14 protein-coding genes are annotated in these 14,890 nt (G+C 33.1%); 5 read left to right on the top strand and 9 right to left on the bottom strand.

All coding sequences use genetic code 11. The features are described from left to right. The first annotated feature begins 19 nt into the window (after positions 1-19). On the top strand, positions 20-1,324 hold the full coding sequence (locus FGM02_RS10905) for a hypothetical protein (protein WP_139958413.1): 1,305 nt from the start codon (positions 20-22) through the stop codon (positions 1,322-1,324). A gap of 5 nt (positions 1,325-1,329) precedes the next feature. After that, a complete protein-coding gene (locus FGM02_RS10910) occupies positions 1,330-2,637 on the top strand; it encodes a polysaccharide deacetylase family protein (protein WP_139958414.1) in 1,308 nt (435 codons plus the stop codon). A gap of 52 nt (positions 2,638-2,689) precedes the next feature. Here the strand turns inward: FGM02_RS10910 and FGM02_RS10915 are convergent, their stop codons facing one another. Continuing rightward, entirely contained in the window at positions 2,690-3,094 is a 405-nt protein-coding gene (locus FGM02_RS10915) for a sugar 3,4-ketoisomerase (RefSeq protein WP_139958415.1), read from the bottom strand. A gap of 59 nt (positions 3,095-3,153) precedes the next feature. Between FGM02_RS10915 and FGM02_RS10920 the strand changes: the two genes are divergently transcribed. Continuing rightward, a complete protein-coding gene (locus tag FGM02_RS10920; protein WP_139958416.1) occupies positions 3,154-4,299 on the top strand; it encodes a glycosyltransferase in 1,146 nt (381 codons plus the stop codon). Here FGM02_RS10920 and FGM02_RS10925 read toward each other — a convergent pair. The 5 genes from FGM02_RS10925 to FGM02_RS10945 are packed head-to-tail and all read right to left on the bottom strand — an operon-like array spanning position 4,296 to position 9,477. Then, entirely contained in the window at positions 4,296-5,579 is a 1,284-nt protein-coding gene (locus FGM02_RS10925; RefSeq protein WP_139958417.1) for a hypothetical protein, read from the bottom strand. The two genes, FGM02_RS10920 and FGM02_RS10925, sit on opposite strands and share 4 nt — an antisense overlap. Continuing rightward, complete coding sequence (locus tag FGM02_RS10930; RefSeq protein ID WP_139958418.1) at positions 5,552-6,832, bottom strand: O-antigen translocase; 1,281 nt, start codon at positions 6,830-6,832, stop codon at positions 5,552-5,554. Before FGM02_RS10930 ends, FGM02_RS10925 begins: the two co-directional genes overlap by 28 nt. After that, on the bottom strand, positions 6,825-7,403 hold the full coding sequence (locus FGM02_RS10935) for an acyltransferase (protein ID WP_139958419.1): 579 nt from the start codon (positions 7,401-7,403) through the stop codon (positions 6,825-6,827). The genes FGM02_RS10930 and FGM02_RS10935 overlap by 8 nt, the downstream gene beginning before the upstream one ends. Continuing rightward, complete coding sequence (locus FGM02_RS10940; protein WP_139958420.1) at positions 7,403-8,503, bottom strand: DegT/DnrJ/EryC1/StrS family aminotransferase; 1,101 nt, start codon at positions 8,501-8,503, stop codon at positions 7,403-7,405. Before FGM02_RS10940 ends, FGM02_RS10935 begins: the two co-directional genes overlap by 1 nt. Continuing rightward, complete coding sequence (locus tag FGM02_RS10945) at positions 8,500-9,477, bottom strand: GNAT family N-acetyltransferase (RefSeq protein WP_139958421.1); 978 nt, start codon at positions 9,475-9,477, stop codon at positions 8,500-8,502. Before FGM02_RS10945 ends, FGM02_RS10940 begins: the two co-directional genes overlap by 4 nt. A gap of 155 nt (positions 9,478-9,632) precedes the next feature. Between FGM02_RS10945 and FGM02_RS10950 the strand changes: the two genes are divergently transcribed. After that, entirely contained in the window at positions 9,633-10,436 is an 804-nt protein-coding gene (locus FGM02_RS10950) for a hypothetical protein (RefSeq protein WP_139958422.1), read from the top strand. Position 10,437: 1 nt separating this feature from the next. On the opposite strand, the gene FGM02_RS10955 is transcribed toward FGM02_RS10950, so the two are convergent. Further along, the gene (locus FGM02_RS10955) at positions 10,438-11,712 is read right to left on the bottom strand and encodes a replication-associated recombination protein A (protein ID WP_139958423.1); all 1,275 of its coding nucleotides are present in this window, start codon (positions 11,710-11,712) and stop codon (positions 10,438-10,440) included. Positions 11,713-11,789: 77 nt separating this feature from the next. Here FGM02_RS10955 and FGM02_RS10960 point away from each other — a divergent pair, with 77 nt between their 5' ends. Next, entirely contained in the window at positions 11,790-12,476 is a 687-nt protein-coding gene (locus FGM02_RS10960; protein WP_139958424.1) for a rhomboid family intramembrane serine protease, read from the top strand. A gap of 111 nt (positions 12,477-12,587) precedes the next feature. Here FGM02_RS10960 and rlmB read toward each other — a convergent pair whose 3' ends face one another. Both rlmB and FGM02_RS10970 read right to left on the bottom strand, forming a co-directional pair. After that, positions 12,588-13,328, bottom strand: a complete 741-nt coding sequence (rlmB, locus tag FGM02_RS10965) for a 23S rRNA (guanosine(2251)-2'-O)-methyltransferase RlmB (protein WP_139958425.1) — start codon at positions 13,326-13,328, stop codon at positions 12,588-12,590. 81 nt (positions 13,329-13,409) lie between these two features. Continuing rightward, positions 13,410-14,882 (bottom strand): SusD/RagB family nutrient-binding outer membrane lipoprotein, encoded by a 1,473-nt coding sequence (locus FGM02_RS10970; RefSeq protein WP_139958426.1) that lies wholly within the window; start codon positions 14,880-14,882, stop codon positions 13,410-13,412. Positions 14,883-14,890: the final 8 nt, after the last annotated feature.

Below are 14,890 nucleotides of genomic sequence, written 5' to 3' on the forward strand. Positions count from 1 at the left end.
AAATTTTAAGAGGTACTGAATGAAAAATGTAGTGTGGAGTTTGTATAACGAAAAACCCTTGTGGCTTCTTTTCCTAATAGGAGTTTTTGTGCGATTGTTCTTGTTTTTGTTTTTAGGATTTACCGCAGCGCATTATAACGATTCTGAGAATTATATAGCATTGGCAGAGCGTTTGCTTCAGCTAGACTTAGCTGGCTATCAATTTGAACGGACTCCTGGCTATTCCATATTGCTTATTTTGTCAGGCATTAATTTTAGCATAGTAATTCTGCTGCAATCCTTGTTAGGGATAGCTTCCATGTTGCTTTCTTATGTGTTGTTTATGAGTCGATTAGAAAAGAAAACTGCTTTTTTAATCTCCTTGTCGTTAAGTTTTATTGCGAATTATATTTTTTATGAACGTGCCATCTTAACCGAAACGTTGACCTTGTTTTTGTTACTTCTTATCGTTTATTTGTATGCTAAGAGTTTTATAAAATACAAATATACAATCGGGTTTTTATGTGCTTTTTTGATGCTGACTAGAACTCATTTTTTGTTTTTAGCTCCTTTAATTTTTTCACTTGTAGCAATCTCAGGTTTTAAAAAGGGAATGCGCTTTCATGTATTTAATTTTATACCTGTTGTTTTGCCAAGTCTACTTTGCTTTGTTGTTTGGAGTGGCATGAATAAGTATGAAAATGGAAAATTTGCTTTGACACCTTATATGGGAATTAATTTGGCACAATCTACGGTTCGTTTTTTTGATAAATATGAAGGAGAACAGCAGCTCATTAAAGAAATTTATGTTTCACAAATAAATCAGACAAAATTAGAAGATCCCAACAAAATAAAAAATGCTATTTGGTTTGCTTATGAAGAGCTGTTGCAAGAAACTGGTTTGACACTGCTTGAACTGTCAAATGTTTTAGGAGACATGTCGAAGCAATTAATTTCAGAAAATGTGGATTTGTATTTGTACCAAGTATGTATTTCTTTCAAAGATTTTTGGTTGAATGATTTGTATTGGATGAGAGATGATCTTGGAAAAGCAGAAAGATTTGTTTTTAATAATTGGAGGCGTACAGCAAGAGTTTTACAGCAAGCTTTGAATGGAATATTTATACTTGCAACTGTGTATTATGTGTTTTTATTCTTGTTTAAAAACAGTCAGTCCGATAAAGTCATAAGCCTTATTGTAATAATGGTTATGTTTGCAGCTATCAGTCAGGCTTTTATTATTTATGGCGATAATTCTCGTTTTTGTTTTCCATTTTACCCGTTAATCGCTTTTGTTTCCGTATATTTTATACAGGATTTGGTCAAAAAAAACAGCACAATTTAAGGACTATGATTTTAGTTTATACACATAAAATAACCCCAAGAATAACCTATATCTTCAAACATATATTTGTTAGAGTTTTAAATTCACAGGTATCGTTTACCACTAAAATTGAAGATTTTGTGGCACATAATGGCGTGAAATTTACCTATTCAAAAGTGGCCTTGGGAAGTGAGTTTTTTATTAGAAGTCATGATTTACTTTTTGAGCAAGGAATTAATGATATTGAAATTTCTATGCAAAAATGGAAAGATGACGTGCCTTGTTTTTTTAATGCAGGAAAAAAATCTTCAATTCCATTTGATGTTTTTGCAGCAAGTTTCTATTTGTTAACTCGTTATGAAGAATACCTACCACATGTACAAGATGCCTTAGAGCGTTTTCCAGCAGAGGAAAGTTTGGCGTTTAAAAATGATTTTTTAGAAAAACCGGTTATTGATATTTGGGCGTATGCATTGAAAGAAGAATTACAACTTCGTTTTCCCGAACATAATTTTGAACCAAGAAAATACAAATATCTTAGTTTGTTTACCATTAATGAGGCGTTTATTTACAGAGCCAAAGGTGTGGTAAGGAGTACAGGTGGTTTTATTTTTGATTTTTTTAGTCTTAAACTATCTGCCTTTTGGAGCCGAGCCATGGTGTTGCTGAAAATTAGCAAGGACCCTTATGATACTTTTGGAAGAATTGTGAGTTTGCAAAGAAAATACAAAGTAAATACGTCTATCTTTTTTTTAATAGCCAATTTTACCACCTTCGATACAAATATTTCGCTGACCAAAAATAAATTTCGTTTGCTTATAAAATCGATGTCTGATTATGTAAATGTGGGCTTGAATGCTTCTTTTTTTACCATGAAGAATGTGGAGTTGCTAAAGAAGGAAATGAAAAAGTTGGAAGCAATTATTAATATTCCGACCTTAAAAACCAAGCAGCATATGCTTCGATTAGATTTACCTGAGAGTTATCAAAATTTGATTGATTTAGAAGTTGAGGAAGATTATTCTATGGGGTATCCTCAGTATTTAGGTTTTAGAGCAAGTACTTGTACTCCTTTTTATTTTTACGATTTGGATTTTGAAATTCAAACCCCTTTAAAAGTAGTGCCTTTTGCTGTTTCTGATCATGTTTTAAAAGAAAGATTAGGCTTGTCAGAAAAACAAGCGCTTCGAAAAATTAAAGAAATTCATACCCATGTAAAAAAAGTCGATGGTACTTTTGTCACCTTATTTCACAACGAATTACTTTCAAATTATGGTGAATGGAAGGGGTGGAAGCATTTTTACGAACAGGTGATTGTGCTAGTCAATGAATAATCTTCCTTAAGCTACTTAATTTCTTTGTCAAATGAAGGAGACAAATTACTATTTATAAAATAGGTTTTAGGCTACTTTCAAATTCAGCATATTCTCTAATATAATCTTCTTCAGAAAATAAACCGGAATTCAATACCAAGCAAGTACTTCCGCTCGAGAAATTTTCCAATTCGCGCCAAACATTTTTTTCGATTAAAAGACCTTTGTTGGGATTGTTTAAAAAAACGGTTTTCTTTTCCATTCCATTGTCAAGTTTTACAAAAAAACTTCCTGAAATAGGAATCAACAATTCTAGTTGCTCTTTATGTGCATGGCCTCCCCTGTACGAGTCGGATGGAACGTCATATAAATAATACACCCGTTTAATTTTAAAAGGAATTGTATTGCCTTCTATAACAGCAAGATTTCCTCTTGGGTCTGAAATTTTAGGAATGTCTATTATACGGATGTTGTGCATATGATAAATTAAATCGGAGTATATTTGAACAAAAATAGATAATTTTTTTATACCAGTACATGAGAATATTATTAGTTGGTGAATATAGTAGATTGCACAACTCTTTAAAGGAAGGTTTGACCCAACTTGGGCATAAGGTGGTTATTATAGGTACCGGTGACGCCTTTAAAAAATACCCAGTAGATGTCAATATTGAATCCGTTTTTTTTAAATCGGGTTTGCCACTATTTATTAAAAGAGTGCTGTATAAATTGTTCAATTTTGATTTAAGAGGAATAGAACAAGGACTTCGCTTTTATACCAGTGTTCGAAAATTAGGGAATTTTGATATAGTCCAATTAATCAATGAAGAAGCGATAGATTCAACTCCTAAAATGGAAATTTTATTGTTGAAATTTTTATCTAAAAGAACCAAAAAAATGTTTTTGCTCTCTTGTGGAACAGACCATGTTAGTGTTTCTTTTGCCAATGCTAAAAAAGTGAGGTATTCTATTTTAACGCCATTTTTTAATGGTGATGACCCCGACAAGTCTTCCTATAATTTTGTGTTTAAATACCTTGAGAAACCCTATGTTAGGTTACATCAATTTTTATACAAAAATGTTAATGGTGTTATTGCTACAGATTTAGATTATCATATACCGTTATTGGGGAATCCGAAGTATATAGGCATGATTCCAAATCCTATAAATTGCGAAAAATTAGCGTCGACGCCTTTTAAAATTCAACAAAAAATAAGAATTTTTCACGGTATCAATTCTGGTAATTATTACAGAAAAGGAAATTATTTATTTGAAGAAGCATTGCGTATTGTTTTAGAAAAAAAACCAAACAATATTGAAGTGATTTCTACCAGAGATTTGCCGTATGATGTGTATATAAAAGAATACAATAATTGCCATATTTGTTTGGATCAGGTGTACGGATTCGATCAAGGCTATAATGCTTTGGAAGCCATGGCAAAAGGAAAAGTGGTGTTTACAGGAGCAGAGAGTGAATTCTTAGAATATTATCATTTAGAAAAAAATGAAGTCTGCATAAACGCCTTACCCAATGCTAAAAGTATGGCTGCCGAATTAGAAGCTTTAATTGAAAATCCTAATAAAATATTGGAAATTAGTAAAAATGCGCGCGCTTTTATACAGCGTGAGCATCACTATATTCAAATAGCCGAGAAATATGTGGCTAAATGGAATGAATATTAGTTTTTTTTCGTTTTTAAATACCGAATAGCAAAATAGAAATAGACACAACCTAGTAAGTACTGTAAAAAAACAACGGTCATCACTTTTTGATTGGCATGTGAAGCAAAAAGATTTAAGTATTCTGTGTGAAACGTCTCGAAAACCGGAAACACAAAATCAGACAAGCCGTCTATGGGTTGAGGAATGGGCTGTAGTATTCTTAATGATAATATTGAAATAATGGCGATTGGAATCCAAAGGAGCTTGGAACGAAAAATGGCTAAATTTTTTTCAATACAAACACCAATAGCAAGCAAATACACTGGACTAAACCAAGTGAAAAAACGCTCATTGTCGGCACCTGTTAACCAGCATATTAAAAAAGAAATTATAGTAAGTACTAACAGGTATTGGTTTTTTAAATAAAAGCTTATCATATTCTTGTAAAGTAAAAACGGAAAAATCAGCCAAATTCCGAGACTATTAAAAGCGGAAGAAATTAGCGCGTAAAAACTTTTGTTGTGTGCCCATCTATACAGCGCTCCAGAAAATGAATAACCGCTAGTTGTTGGGTTAACCAATTGGTGACTTATATAAATTCCTAAAAGAGCAATTGCAAAAGCTGGAATAAATAAAGTAAGCGTTGGTTTTATTTTAGAAAGCTGAATAAAAAAAAGTTGTTTTTTGTCTATTGGGTTGTACAAGCATAGCAGACTAAAAGAAAAGATTATTAAAAATTCTCGAAAGAAAACCGCCAAAAAGGAACTCACTAAAAAGAATAAATACGCCGTCAACGAAAATTTGTTTTTTAGCGATTGCGTTAAATTTAAAAAACAAACAACAAATAGAAACGCAACGGGATCACAAGACATTGGGTAAAATTGATTGAATCGGATGTAAAAGATCCAACTGCTCATTAAAAATAGAACCAGTAAAAGGTTTATTTTTTTATTTCGAATAAAGTGTCCAAGCCAATAAAATAGTAGCAAACAGCTTAATAAAGCAGCAATTTGGTTGAGTATTAGAAAATTGGTAAAAATACTAAAAGGTAAAAAAGTTGCTAAATAGGGAGTTCCTATTCGGTAGCAAAAAGGCTCAGCGGTTGCAATGGGTTCATTTTTAGTTATTTGTTCTGTAATTTCGTAATAATGAATTCCATCATAGCCCTTGCCTTCAGCTTTTACTATTCTGTCTTGAAAATTATAATTAACAACCAGTAAAATAACAAAATACAGTCCTAATATAAAATAGGGAGTTTTTCCTTTTAGCATCATTATTTTATGTTTTTTTTGGTCATCCATTTTTTTCGAAATAGGACAATCATTAAAATAAAATTCAAGAAGTTAGCGGCTGCGTAAGCCATTAAAACACCATTTAAAGCAAATTTTTGCAACCAAAAAACACTTAGTATAATAAAGACGATGTAAAAAATAACTTCTACAAATAAGTACGTTTTTATCATTGTTTTAGCCAAAAGTTGATAGCCAAAAGCCAACGATAACACTTTAAAAATATCGCCTATTATTTGCCAAATAAAAAGTTCAGTAACGGGTAAAAATTCTTGATTAAGCAATAGTAGAACTATTGGTTTTCTGAAAATAAATAGCAGACCCACAATAAAAAGAAAAGGTGGAACCAAGGTTTTGTAGTAATTTGTTAGTTCTTTTTTTAAATCATCGTCAGAATTAATAGAAGCTAATTTGGGTAAATAGTACATCGAAATTCCTGAGGAAATAACCAACATATAATAGTTAGAAATACGTGTCATGGCCTCCCAGTAGCCGGCAGCATTTAGGTCAATGGTATCGGCAATTAAATTTCGAATATAAAAATGACTACTAGGTACTATGAGCGCACTTGCTAAAGTCATTATAGAAAATAATAAAAGAATTTGTAATTTGTTTTTTGAAAAGTAATGCAGCTTAAATTGAAAGGGAATTTTAAGTTTTTTAAAATAGTAAAAACTAATGCCAATAGCGAAAGATTCAATGACAGCAATTCCAAATAGCGCTCCTGCTAATAAATGTTTCCAAATAAATAGTACGGACAATACAAGTCCGAATAAGGAAACAAAAATGTTTAGGTTGATTAAAGATTTGAATTTTTGAAACCCGTTGATAACCGCAACAAGCAAGTTGTTTATTGAATACAAGGGTAAAAATAAAGCCAAGCTATAAAGCACAAATTTGAAATTGAAGGCGTCAAACAGAAGGGTGTTGAAATAATTTGTAAAAAGAACTAAAATAATAGAAATCAACAAACTGATGCCAATGCTTGAAATTAGTGCTGTTGTGATAATTTTATTGATTTCATTTTGATCCTCTTTGTGTTCTGCTATAAGTTTGGTAACGCCAGTATCAAAACCTAAGGTTGAAAATGTTTTGTTGGTGGTGTTAAAGTTTTTAAAGTTCCCTAGGTATACCATTCCTTCACTTCCTAGAAAATGGGCAATGACTTTCATAGAAATAAAACCAGAAATAAATTTTACAATTACGGAGAGTGAGTTATAAGAAATAACTTTAAATAGTTGGTTTTTTTTGTAAAAGTTAAACATCTAAGTCTTTGATTATTTTTGCAGGGTTTCCTCCCAAAACTACATTTTTAGGGAATTTCCCTGAAACAATACTTCCTGCGGCAACGACTGAATTTTCTCCAATGAAACTGCCTTTCAGTAGGGTAACATTATTACCTATAAACACATTGTTTTCAATAATTACCTCTTTGCAAATATGACTGTTACTTGTTCTTTTTTGAGGGTGAATTGAGTGAAAGTCGGAATCGTATATATGACAGTTTACACCAATCAAAACATTTTCACCAATGCGTATATTTGTTTTTTCGGCAATAAAACTTGCGTTGTTGTTTATAGCGGTGTTTTTTCCTATAACAATAGTTGCTTCTTTTTCTCGTGCTTCAAAATAAGAATAGTGTGAATAAAAATTGGGAGATTTTACGACTCCTAATTGTACGTTTTTTTCAAAAGAAATACTTCCGTATCCGTTGCATAAAACAGGATGAAATACCAATGGCTTGCCTAGAATTTTTTTACATGTCGACAAATAGTTGTATTTTAAAATACGAAGTTGTACAAAGAAGAAATTTTTCAAAAAACGGTAGATTTTCATTAATAACGGTTTAAGGTATTAATTATTTTTTCTATTTCAAAAGTTTCCAAAATAGGGTTTAAGGGGATGCTGAGTGTTTGCTTGTGAATTTGTTCTGTAATAGGGAAATTCAGGGTATTCCACTCTTGAAATGCTTGTTGTTTATGAGGTGGAGTGGGGTAGTGAATCATACTTTCAATACCATTGTCCAATAAATATTTTTTTAAGTTGTCTCTTTCTTCAGTAAGAATCGTAAAGATGTGAAAAACATGATCCTTTCCACCTGAAAATTTAGGCAATAACAATTTCGGGTTTTTTATGGAAGTCAGGTAGTGTGCTGCAATAGCCCTACGTTTGTCATTGTCACCTTCAAGTGATTTTAACTTAACGGATAAGAAAGCGGCTTGTATTTCATCCAATCTACTATTGATGCCTTTTAATGTATTGACGTCTTTTTTTTCAGAACCGTAATTGGCAATTTTTTTGATGATTTGATATAGTTTGTCATCATTGGTGGTAATGGCACCACCATCACCTAAAGCTCCAAGATTTTTTGAAGGATAAAAACTAAAGCCAGCTGCATTTGATAAATTACCCGCTTTTTGTCCGGAGTTGTTCATTGCTCCATGCGCTTGAGCAGCATCTTCAAGCAATAAAAGCTTGTGCTCTTTTGCCATTTGTTGAAGAGTTTCCATATTAGCCAATTGCCCGTATAAATGTACCGCTAATATTCCCTTTGTTTTAGGGCTAATGTGTTGTTGTACTAACGCAGGGTTGATATTAAATGTTGCGCTATCGGGTTCAATTAAAATAGGACTAAGCCCTGTTTCTGTGATGGCTAAAATTGTAGCAATATATGTATTGGCCGGCACAAGTATCTCGTCACCAATTTGTAAGCGCCCAAGGGCTAAATATCCTTTAAAAATAATTTTTAATGCATCCAACCCGTTTCCTACACCTAAGCAATATTGCGTACCGCAATAGGCTGCAAAATCCTTTTCAAAGTTGCTTGTTTGTTTGCCTTTAATATACCAACCACTCTGTAAAAAGCTGTTGAAGCTTTTTTTGAATTCAATTTCAAAAGGTTGGTTGACTTTCTTTAAGTCATTAAATTTTATCATAGCCAAAGATTTTCTATGTTTTTGAAATTTTCGGTTTTTATAGCGTAACGATTGTAAAGTACTGGTTGGCTCTCAAAGCCACTTTTCCAATAAAATAATGCTTCGTTAATTTGTGTTTTGTCTTCAGATGAGGAAGTTCCAAAGCTGAAATAATGAGCGTTTTTAAAAACCGTGAAGATCAACTCGTAAAACAACAAATCAATTCCGCCTAATGAATTGTATTTTTTCAATCCTGATGTGTATTGCGCATGTGCTACCTTATTAGCGTAGTAAATGGTCGTTCCTCCTATAATTTTATCCTCGTAATAAATATTAAATTGGCGAATATTTTTGGGGAAGCGCTTTTTTAAAAGGCTTATTTCTTGCAATGAATGAACAGGAGAGGCCTTGTACTTTTCTTTCAGATTCGGTATTAAGACTTCTTTCCAGAAGGAACTAAGGTCTTGTTCTTCAGTAATTTTAATACCGTTTTTAATCCCTAATTTCACACCTCTTTTTCTCGATTTAGACAGGTTTATTTGAGTTCTTAAATCAGTGGCTAATGAAATTTCACTAGACAATAGTTTTGCTTCTAAGGTTTTTGTTAATGCATAAAATTCTTCAGATACAATTTTGGTATAAATAGAAGGCAAAGGTTTTACCACAAAGCATGCTATTTTATGTTGATATAGAAATTCTAAAATGGTTTTAAAAATATGGCAATAATCTCTAAAAGTACAATTGTCATGTGTTACAATACCTCCGTATGTGAGCCCGGAATGAGTGCTTACTGTCGTTTCTTTTTTATTAGCAGGAAGTACGGCTATTAAAACTTCTTTTTTAAAAATCAACAATGAAAAATCTTTAAATCGATCTTGATGATAATCCATATAAGCACGCTCAAATAGAAAAGTTGCATTTTTTGCTGCTTTTACAAATGCATCCCATTCGGACTTATATAAACTATTGTATGGTATTGTTTTAAATATGCTCATTTACAAAAAGAAGTTGCTAGTAGCACAAATATACAGTTAATTGATTTTATCAGATTAAAAGTTTAGGGTTAATTGGACAATAAGACGTTTATCATTTGGAATTGGTAGTTGCGCATTTCAAATTAATAAATATCTTTACGAAATAATCACTGATCATGAAAAAAAATATCCTTTTACTTATTGCTGTTGTTTTAAATTTTAATTTTTTGGTTGCCCAAGAAAGCATTAATGAATATGCTTATATAGTGGTGCCTGATGAATTTTCTTTTCAAAGAAGTCCTGATGAATTTCAGTTAAATTCGCTAGCTAAATTTTTATTAAAGAAACAAAATGTGTTGGTTTTTGGTGAGTATGAAGACATTCCTGAACAGTATCGAAATTTGAATTGTGGAGGTTTGAATTTTAAATTAAATAAAGAATCAAGTGCGTTTAGAACCAAATTAAGTTTTGAACTTAGAGACTGTAGAAATAAGATTGTATATAAAAGTGAGGTTGGTACCAGTTTAGAAAAAGATTATAAAAAAGGATACCAAGAAAGCTTGCGAAATGCCTTTGCAAATTTTCATAAATTAAATTATAAATACGAGCCTAAGATAGCTATTGCTGCACAAGTAATTCCTGTCGTAACTGCGAAGGTTCCTTCTGTCGTGGCTGCATTACAAACGCCTACAAAGTCTGCTGCAAATGTGTATACTTCTGCGCAGGGATTGGCTATTCAATTAGAAGAAAGCAATGGAAGTTATATAGGGAAAGTATTGAAAAGTACATCGATCAATTATACAGAAGGACAGTTGATTTGCAAGTTGTTCCAAACTTCTTTAGCAAGTGTATTTAAGGCAGAATGGAAAGATGCCTATGGGAATTTTGTTAATACAATCGCATATTTTGATGCTGAAGGTAATTTAAATGTTGATTTGGCAGGAGCTACAGGAATTACAGTAGTAAAGTTTGCAAAATAGTTTAATAATTGTATTTATCCTTCCATCTGATTTTTAAAAATTCTCGGAAGTTTTGTTCTCTACTATTGTTGCTAGGTTCGTAAAACTTTGTGTTTGAAATTTCTGTTGGTAGAAATTCTTGAGGAACAAAATTATTCTCATAATTATGTGCGTATTTGTAGTTTTTTCCATAATCCAAATCTTTCATTAATTTGGTAGGAGCATTTCTTAAATGCAATGGTATGGAAAGATCACCTGTGTTTTTGACTAGATGAAGCGCTTCGTTAATTGCCATGTAAGAGCTGTTACTTTTTGGGGAAGTCGCTAAATAAATAGCACACTGACTTAAAAGAATTCGAGCTTCTGGATAGCCAATGGTAGTAACAGCTTGAAATGTTGAGTTGGCCATAATTAATGCCGTAGGATTGGCATTGCCAATATCTTCTGAAGCAGCAATCAATAAACGTCTGGCAATAAATTTTACATCTTCACCACCTTCAATCATTCTTGCAAGCCAGTAAACCGCCGCATTGGGGTCGCTACCTCTAATAGATTTGATAAAAGCAGAAACGATATCATAATGCTGTTCACCTGTTTTATCATAGCGAACTGTGTTTTTTTGAACTTTAGATAAAACCAATTCGTTGGTAATAACAACAGGAGCTTCTTCTGAAGAAACCACCAAATCGAAGATGTTTAACAATTTTCTTGCATCACCACTTGATACCCGAATGAGTGCGTCGGTTTCTTTTAGCTCTACCCGTTTGTCTTTTATAATTTGATCCATTTTCATAGCTCTATGTAACAAATCAATCAAATCGGTTTTGTCGAAAGAATTTAGAATGTATACTTGACATCTAGATAATAGGGCAGGAATCACTTCAAAACTTGGGTTTTCAGTGGTAGCACCAATTAGGGTGACCCAACCTTTTTCAACAGCAGCTAATAAGGAATCTTGCTGAGATTTGCTAAATCGATGAATTTCATCAATAAATAAAATAGGGTTTTTTACAGTAAATAAGCCTGTGTTTTGTCTCGCTTTGTCAATAACTTCCCGAACATCTTTTACGCCAGAATTAATGGCACTCAGTGTATAAAATGGCCGTCCAGAAACTTCTGCAATAATATTGGCCAAAGTGGTTTTTCCAATTCCCGGAGGGCCCCATAAAATTAGGGAGGGAATAATACCTTGGTTTATATGTTGCGTAAGAATACCTTTGGGGCCAACTAAATGTTGTTGACTAATATAATCGTCTAAGGACCGAGGTCGTATTCTTTCAGCTAAAGGTTCGTTCATTTGGTAAAATTAGTAAAATATTAGGGATATTGCTTCCTGATTTTTTTAAATTAGCTTTCGATCTATGTGTCTGCAATATGCGAAAAAACGAAGAAGAATTTCAATATACAAAAGAGGTTATAAGGGTGCCCATGACGGTCGTTTTTTTAATGTGGTTTGTTTATTGGATGGAAATAAAATTTCAAATAAACTTTACAAGACATGGCGTTTTTCCCAGGACAATTTCAGGATTGCAAGGCATTTTATTTTCACCATTTATTCATGGTGATATAAAGCATCTATTTAATAATACAATTCCAATATTTGTGTTTTTAGGAATGCTATTTTATTTTTATAGAGCGCTTGCTTGGCGTGTTTTATTACTTGGATTGGTCCTTTCAGGATTTGGAACTTGGCTGATAGGTGTGAAAGCCTTTCACATAGGTATGAGCGGCCTTGTATACATGCTGTTCAGTTTTATTTTTTTCAGCGGAATGTTCCGTAAATATTATCGTTTGTTGGCAGTTTCCTTAATCGTTATATTTTTATATGGAAGTATGGTGTGGTATGTTTTTCCTATAGATAGGGCTATTTCTTGGGAAGGACATCTGTCGGGTTTGATTAGCGGTTTAGCAATCTCGCTGGTGTATCGAAAAATGGGGCCACAACAAAAGAAACATCAGTTTACGAAAAATGAATTTGATACTTGGTTTGATGAAGAAGGAAATTTCAATCCTCCACAACCAGAGGTAGAAGATGAGTCAGATGAGAATTTGTTAGCGTAAAAAAAATGAATATTTCAAAATATGAATGCAATTTTGTTTCTTACAACACTCAACACTCAACACTCAACACTCAACACTCAACACTCAACACTCAACACTCAACACTCAACACTAAAGTCTTTGTCTAACAGCTTCGTACAAAAAGGCACCGCAGGCAACAGATACGTTTAATGATCCAATGGTTCCCTTTAAAGGTAATTTTGCTTTTACATCTACCATTTTTAAAATAGAAGGATTGATCCCTCGATCCTCTGAGCCCATGATAATAGCTGTAGGTAGTTTTAAGTCAGCTTCGTATAAGATGTTTTCTGTTTTTTCAGTAGCCGCTACCATTTGAATTTCTGCAGCTTGCAAGATGAACAATGCATCTTTAATATGATCCACTTTACAAATAGGAATGTTAAAAGCGGCACCGGCAGAAGTTTTTACAGTTTCAGCATTTACAGGAGCATTTCCTTGTTTTTGAATGATAATTCCATGTACACCAGTACATTCAGCAGTTCTTATAATAGCCCCAAAATTACGTACATCAGAAACCTGATCTAGAAGTAAAAACAAAGGAACTTCTCCTTTATCAATCGTTTTTGTAATAAGTGTGTCTAAATCGTGAAAATCGATTGGGGCAATTTGCGCAACGGCTCCTTGATGATTTCCATGTTTAGAAAGCCTATCTAACTTTTCAACAGGTACATAACTAAATGCGATATTGTTTTTTTTCAAAGACTGCATCAATTCAGTCATTAAATGCCCAGATATTTCTTTTTGAATAAATACTTTATCAATAGAATTGTTACTGTTAATAGCTTCTAAAATGGCTCTAATACCGAATATTCTTGTTGTCTTTGTTTCCATGCTGCAAATGTAGTTTAAATAAATAAAAAAACCACCTGAGGCGTCAGGTGGTTTTTAATAATCTATTTGATTTGTGTTTATTTAAAGGTCAAACCACATTCTATCATAGTGTTCTACATCAGGAGCATTATCTCCATTTGCCGCAGTAACATCTGGTGGTATTACAAGTCTTCTAAACATATCTTCACCTCCTGCTCCACCTGTAATGGCATTTGCAGGTTTTGATAACGCAGGGATTTCGTTTCCAATAGTTCCAGATCGTCTCCATGTTGTCCATGCCTCTAGTGGTCTGTCAAATTGAGCTACCCAAAATTGTTCATAAATAATTTGTAATGCTTCAGCTTTTGTAGCGAAGGCAATTGGGAATTCTGCTTGTAAAGCAGAAGCATCGGCAATACCCCATTTTTCACAAGACGCTGCTAAAGCATCATTTAAAAGAGATCTAGCTGCAATTAAGTTATTGTTAAATCGAGCTTGTGCTTCAGCTTCTAATAATAATTGTTCAGCATAAGTAAATAGGTCATCAGTTTTGTCGCCAGCCCAAATGACATCTCCATTAAAAAATGAGCTTGCACCGGCTTCTTTTGTTACCGCATTTTCCGTCGCAACTACACCTATATAATTTGTTTCATATTCATCTTCATCACTGTTTGTATAACCAAATCTGAAAAACACACTCCTTCTAGGGTCATTGTAGGTGTTCATTATGTCAACTAACGATTTTCCAGGAAACATATCTTCTATCCCGCTTGGGCCATAATAAGCATTTCTAATTGCTGCCATTGGATGGTTGTTTCCTGTTTTGTCGATGTAAGGGAATCCGAAAGTTCCAGCAGAGCTGCTTATCATACCTCCCGCTGTAAGCATTTGTTGAATTTCAGTTGATTTAGAAGGATCTTTATCTACCATTAACATCAAAGCTCTAAATTTTATAGATTTCGCTAAGCTAATCCATTTGTCAACATCTCCATTGTAATAATAATCGTTTATTACTATACCAGAGCTATTATCAAACATAGCTATTGCTTCATCTAATTGAGTAATGATTCCATTCAAAACGTCTTCTTGACTGTCAAATTTAGGTTGAGAAATTTCTGTTTTGTTTGCTTCACTAAAGGGCATATCACCAAACATTGTGGTACCGAAATAGAAATTAAGCATGTTTAATGTCATGCACTGTGCAATAACATTAGGTTGCGCAGGTGTTTTTGTTTCTGCAATTTTAATGGCTTGAACCAAGTTTTTAGCAGTGTTTACGTAAACCCCTGACCAATTGTTGTTTAGAGTGTAGATACTCATGTCATAAGTGTCTTCAGCTCCTGCACCCCAACCTTCAGACCAACCAGTAGCCCATATTTGTGTAGCGAATCCGAAAGGAATTGATCCGTCTCCTCCATTTCTATTAGCAGAAAGTGCGGCTCCAGCTCCGTTGAATAAGTATTCAGGTTCAATGTTTGATGAGTCATTTGGACTTGTATTGATATCCAAATAATCATCACAAGATACTACAGAGGTTCCTAGTAGTATTGTCAATATATATATTATATTTTTCATCTTTTTTT

The sequence above is a fragment of the Flavicella sediminum genome (assembly GCF_006381105.1).
GTDB lineage: Bacteria > Bacteroidota > Bacteroidia > Flavobacteriales > Flavobacteriaceae > Flavicella > Flavicella sediminum.

Excerpts from the sequence above, each read along its gene's own strand:
- FGM02_RS10925 (WP_139958417.1), bottom strand. The coding sequence starts at position 5,579 with ATGGATGACCAAAAAAAACATAAAATAATGATGCTAAAAGGAAAAACT.
- FGM02_RS10955 (WP_139958423.1), bottom strand. The coding sequence starts at position 11,712 with ATGAACGAACCTTTAGCTGAAAGAATACGACCTCGGTCCTTAGACGAT.
- FGM02_RS10970 (WP_139958426.1), bottom strand. The coding sequence starts at position 14,882 with ATGAAAAATATAATATATATATTGACAATACTACTAGGAACCTCTGTA.
- FGM02_RS10960 (WP_139958424.1), top strand. The coding sequence starts at position 11,790 with ATGCGAAAAAACGAAGAAGAATTTCAATATACAAAAGAGGTTATAAGG.
- FGM02_RS10945 (WP_139958421.1), bottom strand. The coding sequence starts at position 9,477 with ATGAGCATATTTAAAACAATACCATACAATAGTTTATATAAGTCCGAA.
- FGM02_RS10935 (WP_139958419.1), bottom strand. The coding sequence starts at position 7,403 with ATGAAAATCTACCGTTTTTTGAAAAATTTCTTCTTTGTACAACTTCGT.
- FGM02_RS10905 (WP_139958413.1), top strand. The coding sequence starts at position 20 with ATGAAAAATGTAGTGTGGAGTTTGTATAACGAAAAACCCTTGTGGCTT.
- FGM02_RS10950 (WP_139958422.1), top strand. The coding sequence starts at position 9,633 with ATGAAAAAAAATATCCTTTTACTTATTGCTGTTGTTTTAAATTTTAAT.
- FGM02_RS10920 (WP_139958416.1), top strand. The coding sequence starts at position 3,154 with ATGAGAATATTATTAGTTGGTGAATATAGTAGATTGCACAACTCTTTA.
- rlmB (WP_139958425.1), bottom strand. The coding sequence starts at position 13,328 with ATGGAAACAAAGACAACAAGAATATTCGGTATTAGAGCCATTTTAGAA.
- FGM02_RS10910 (WP_139958414.1), top strand. The coding sequence starts at position 1,330 with ATGATTTTAGTTTATACACATAAAATAACCCCAAGAATAACCTATATC.
- FGM02_RS10930 (WP_139958418.1), bottom strand. The coding sequence starts at position 6,832 with ATGTTTAACTTTTACAAAAAAAACCAACTATTTAAAGTTATTTCTTAT.
- FGM02_RS10915 (WP_139958415.1), bottom strand. The coding sequence starts at position 3,094 with ATGCACAACATCCGTATAATAGACATTCCTAAAATTTCAGACCCAAGA.
- FGM02_RS10940 (WP_139958420.1), bottom strand. The coding sequence starts at position 8,503 with ATGATAAAATTTAATGACTTAAAGAAAGTCAACCAACCTTTTGAAATT.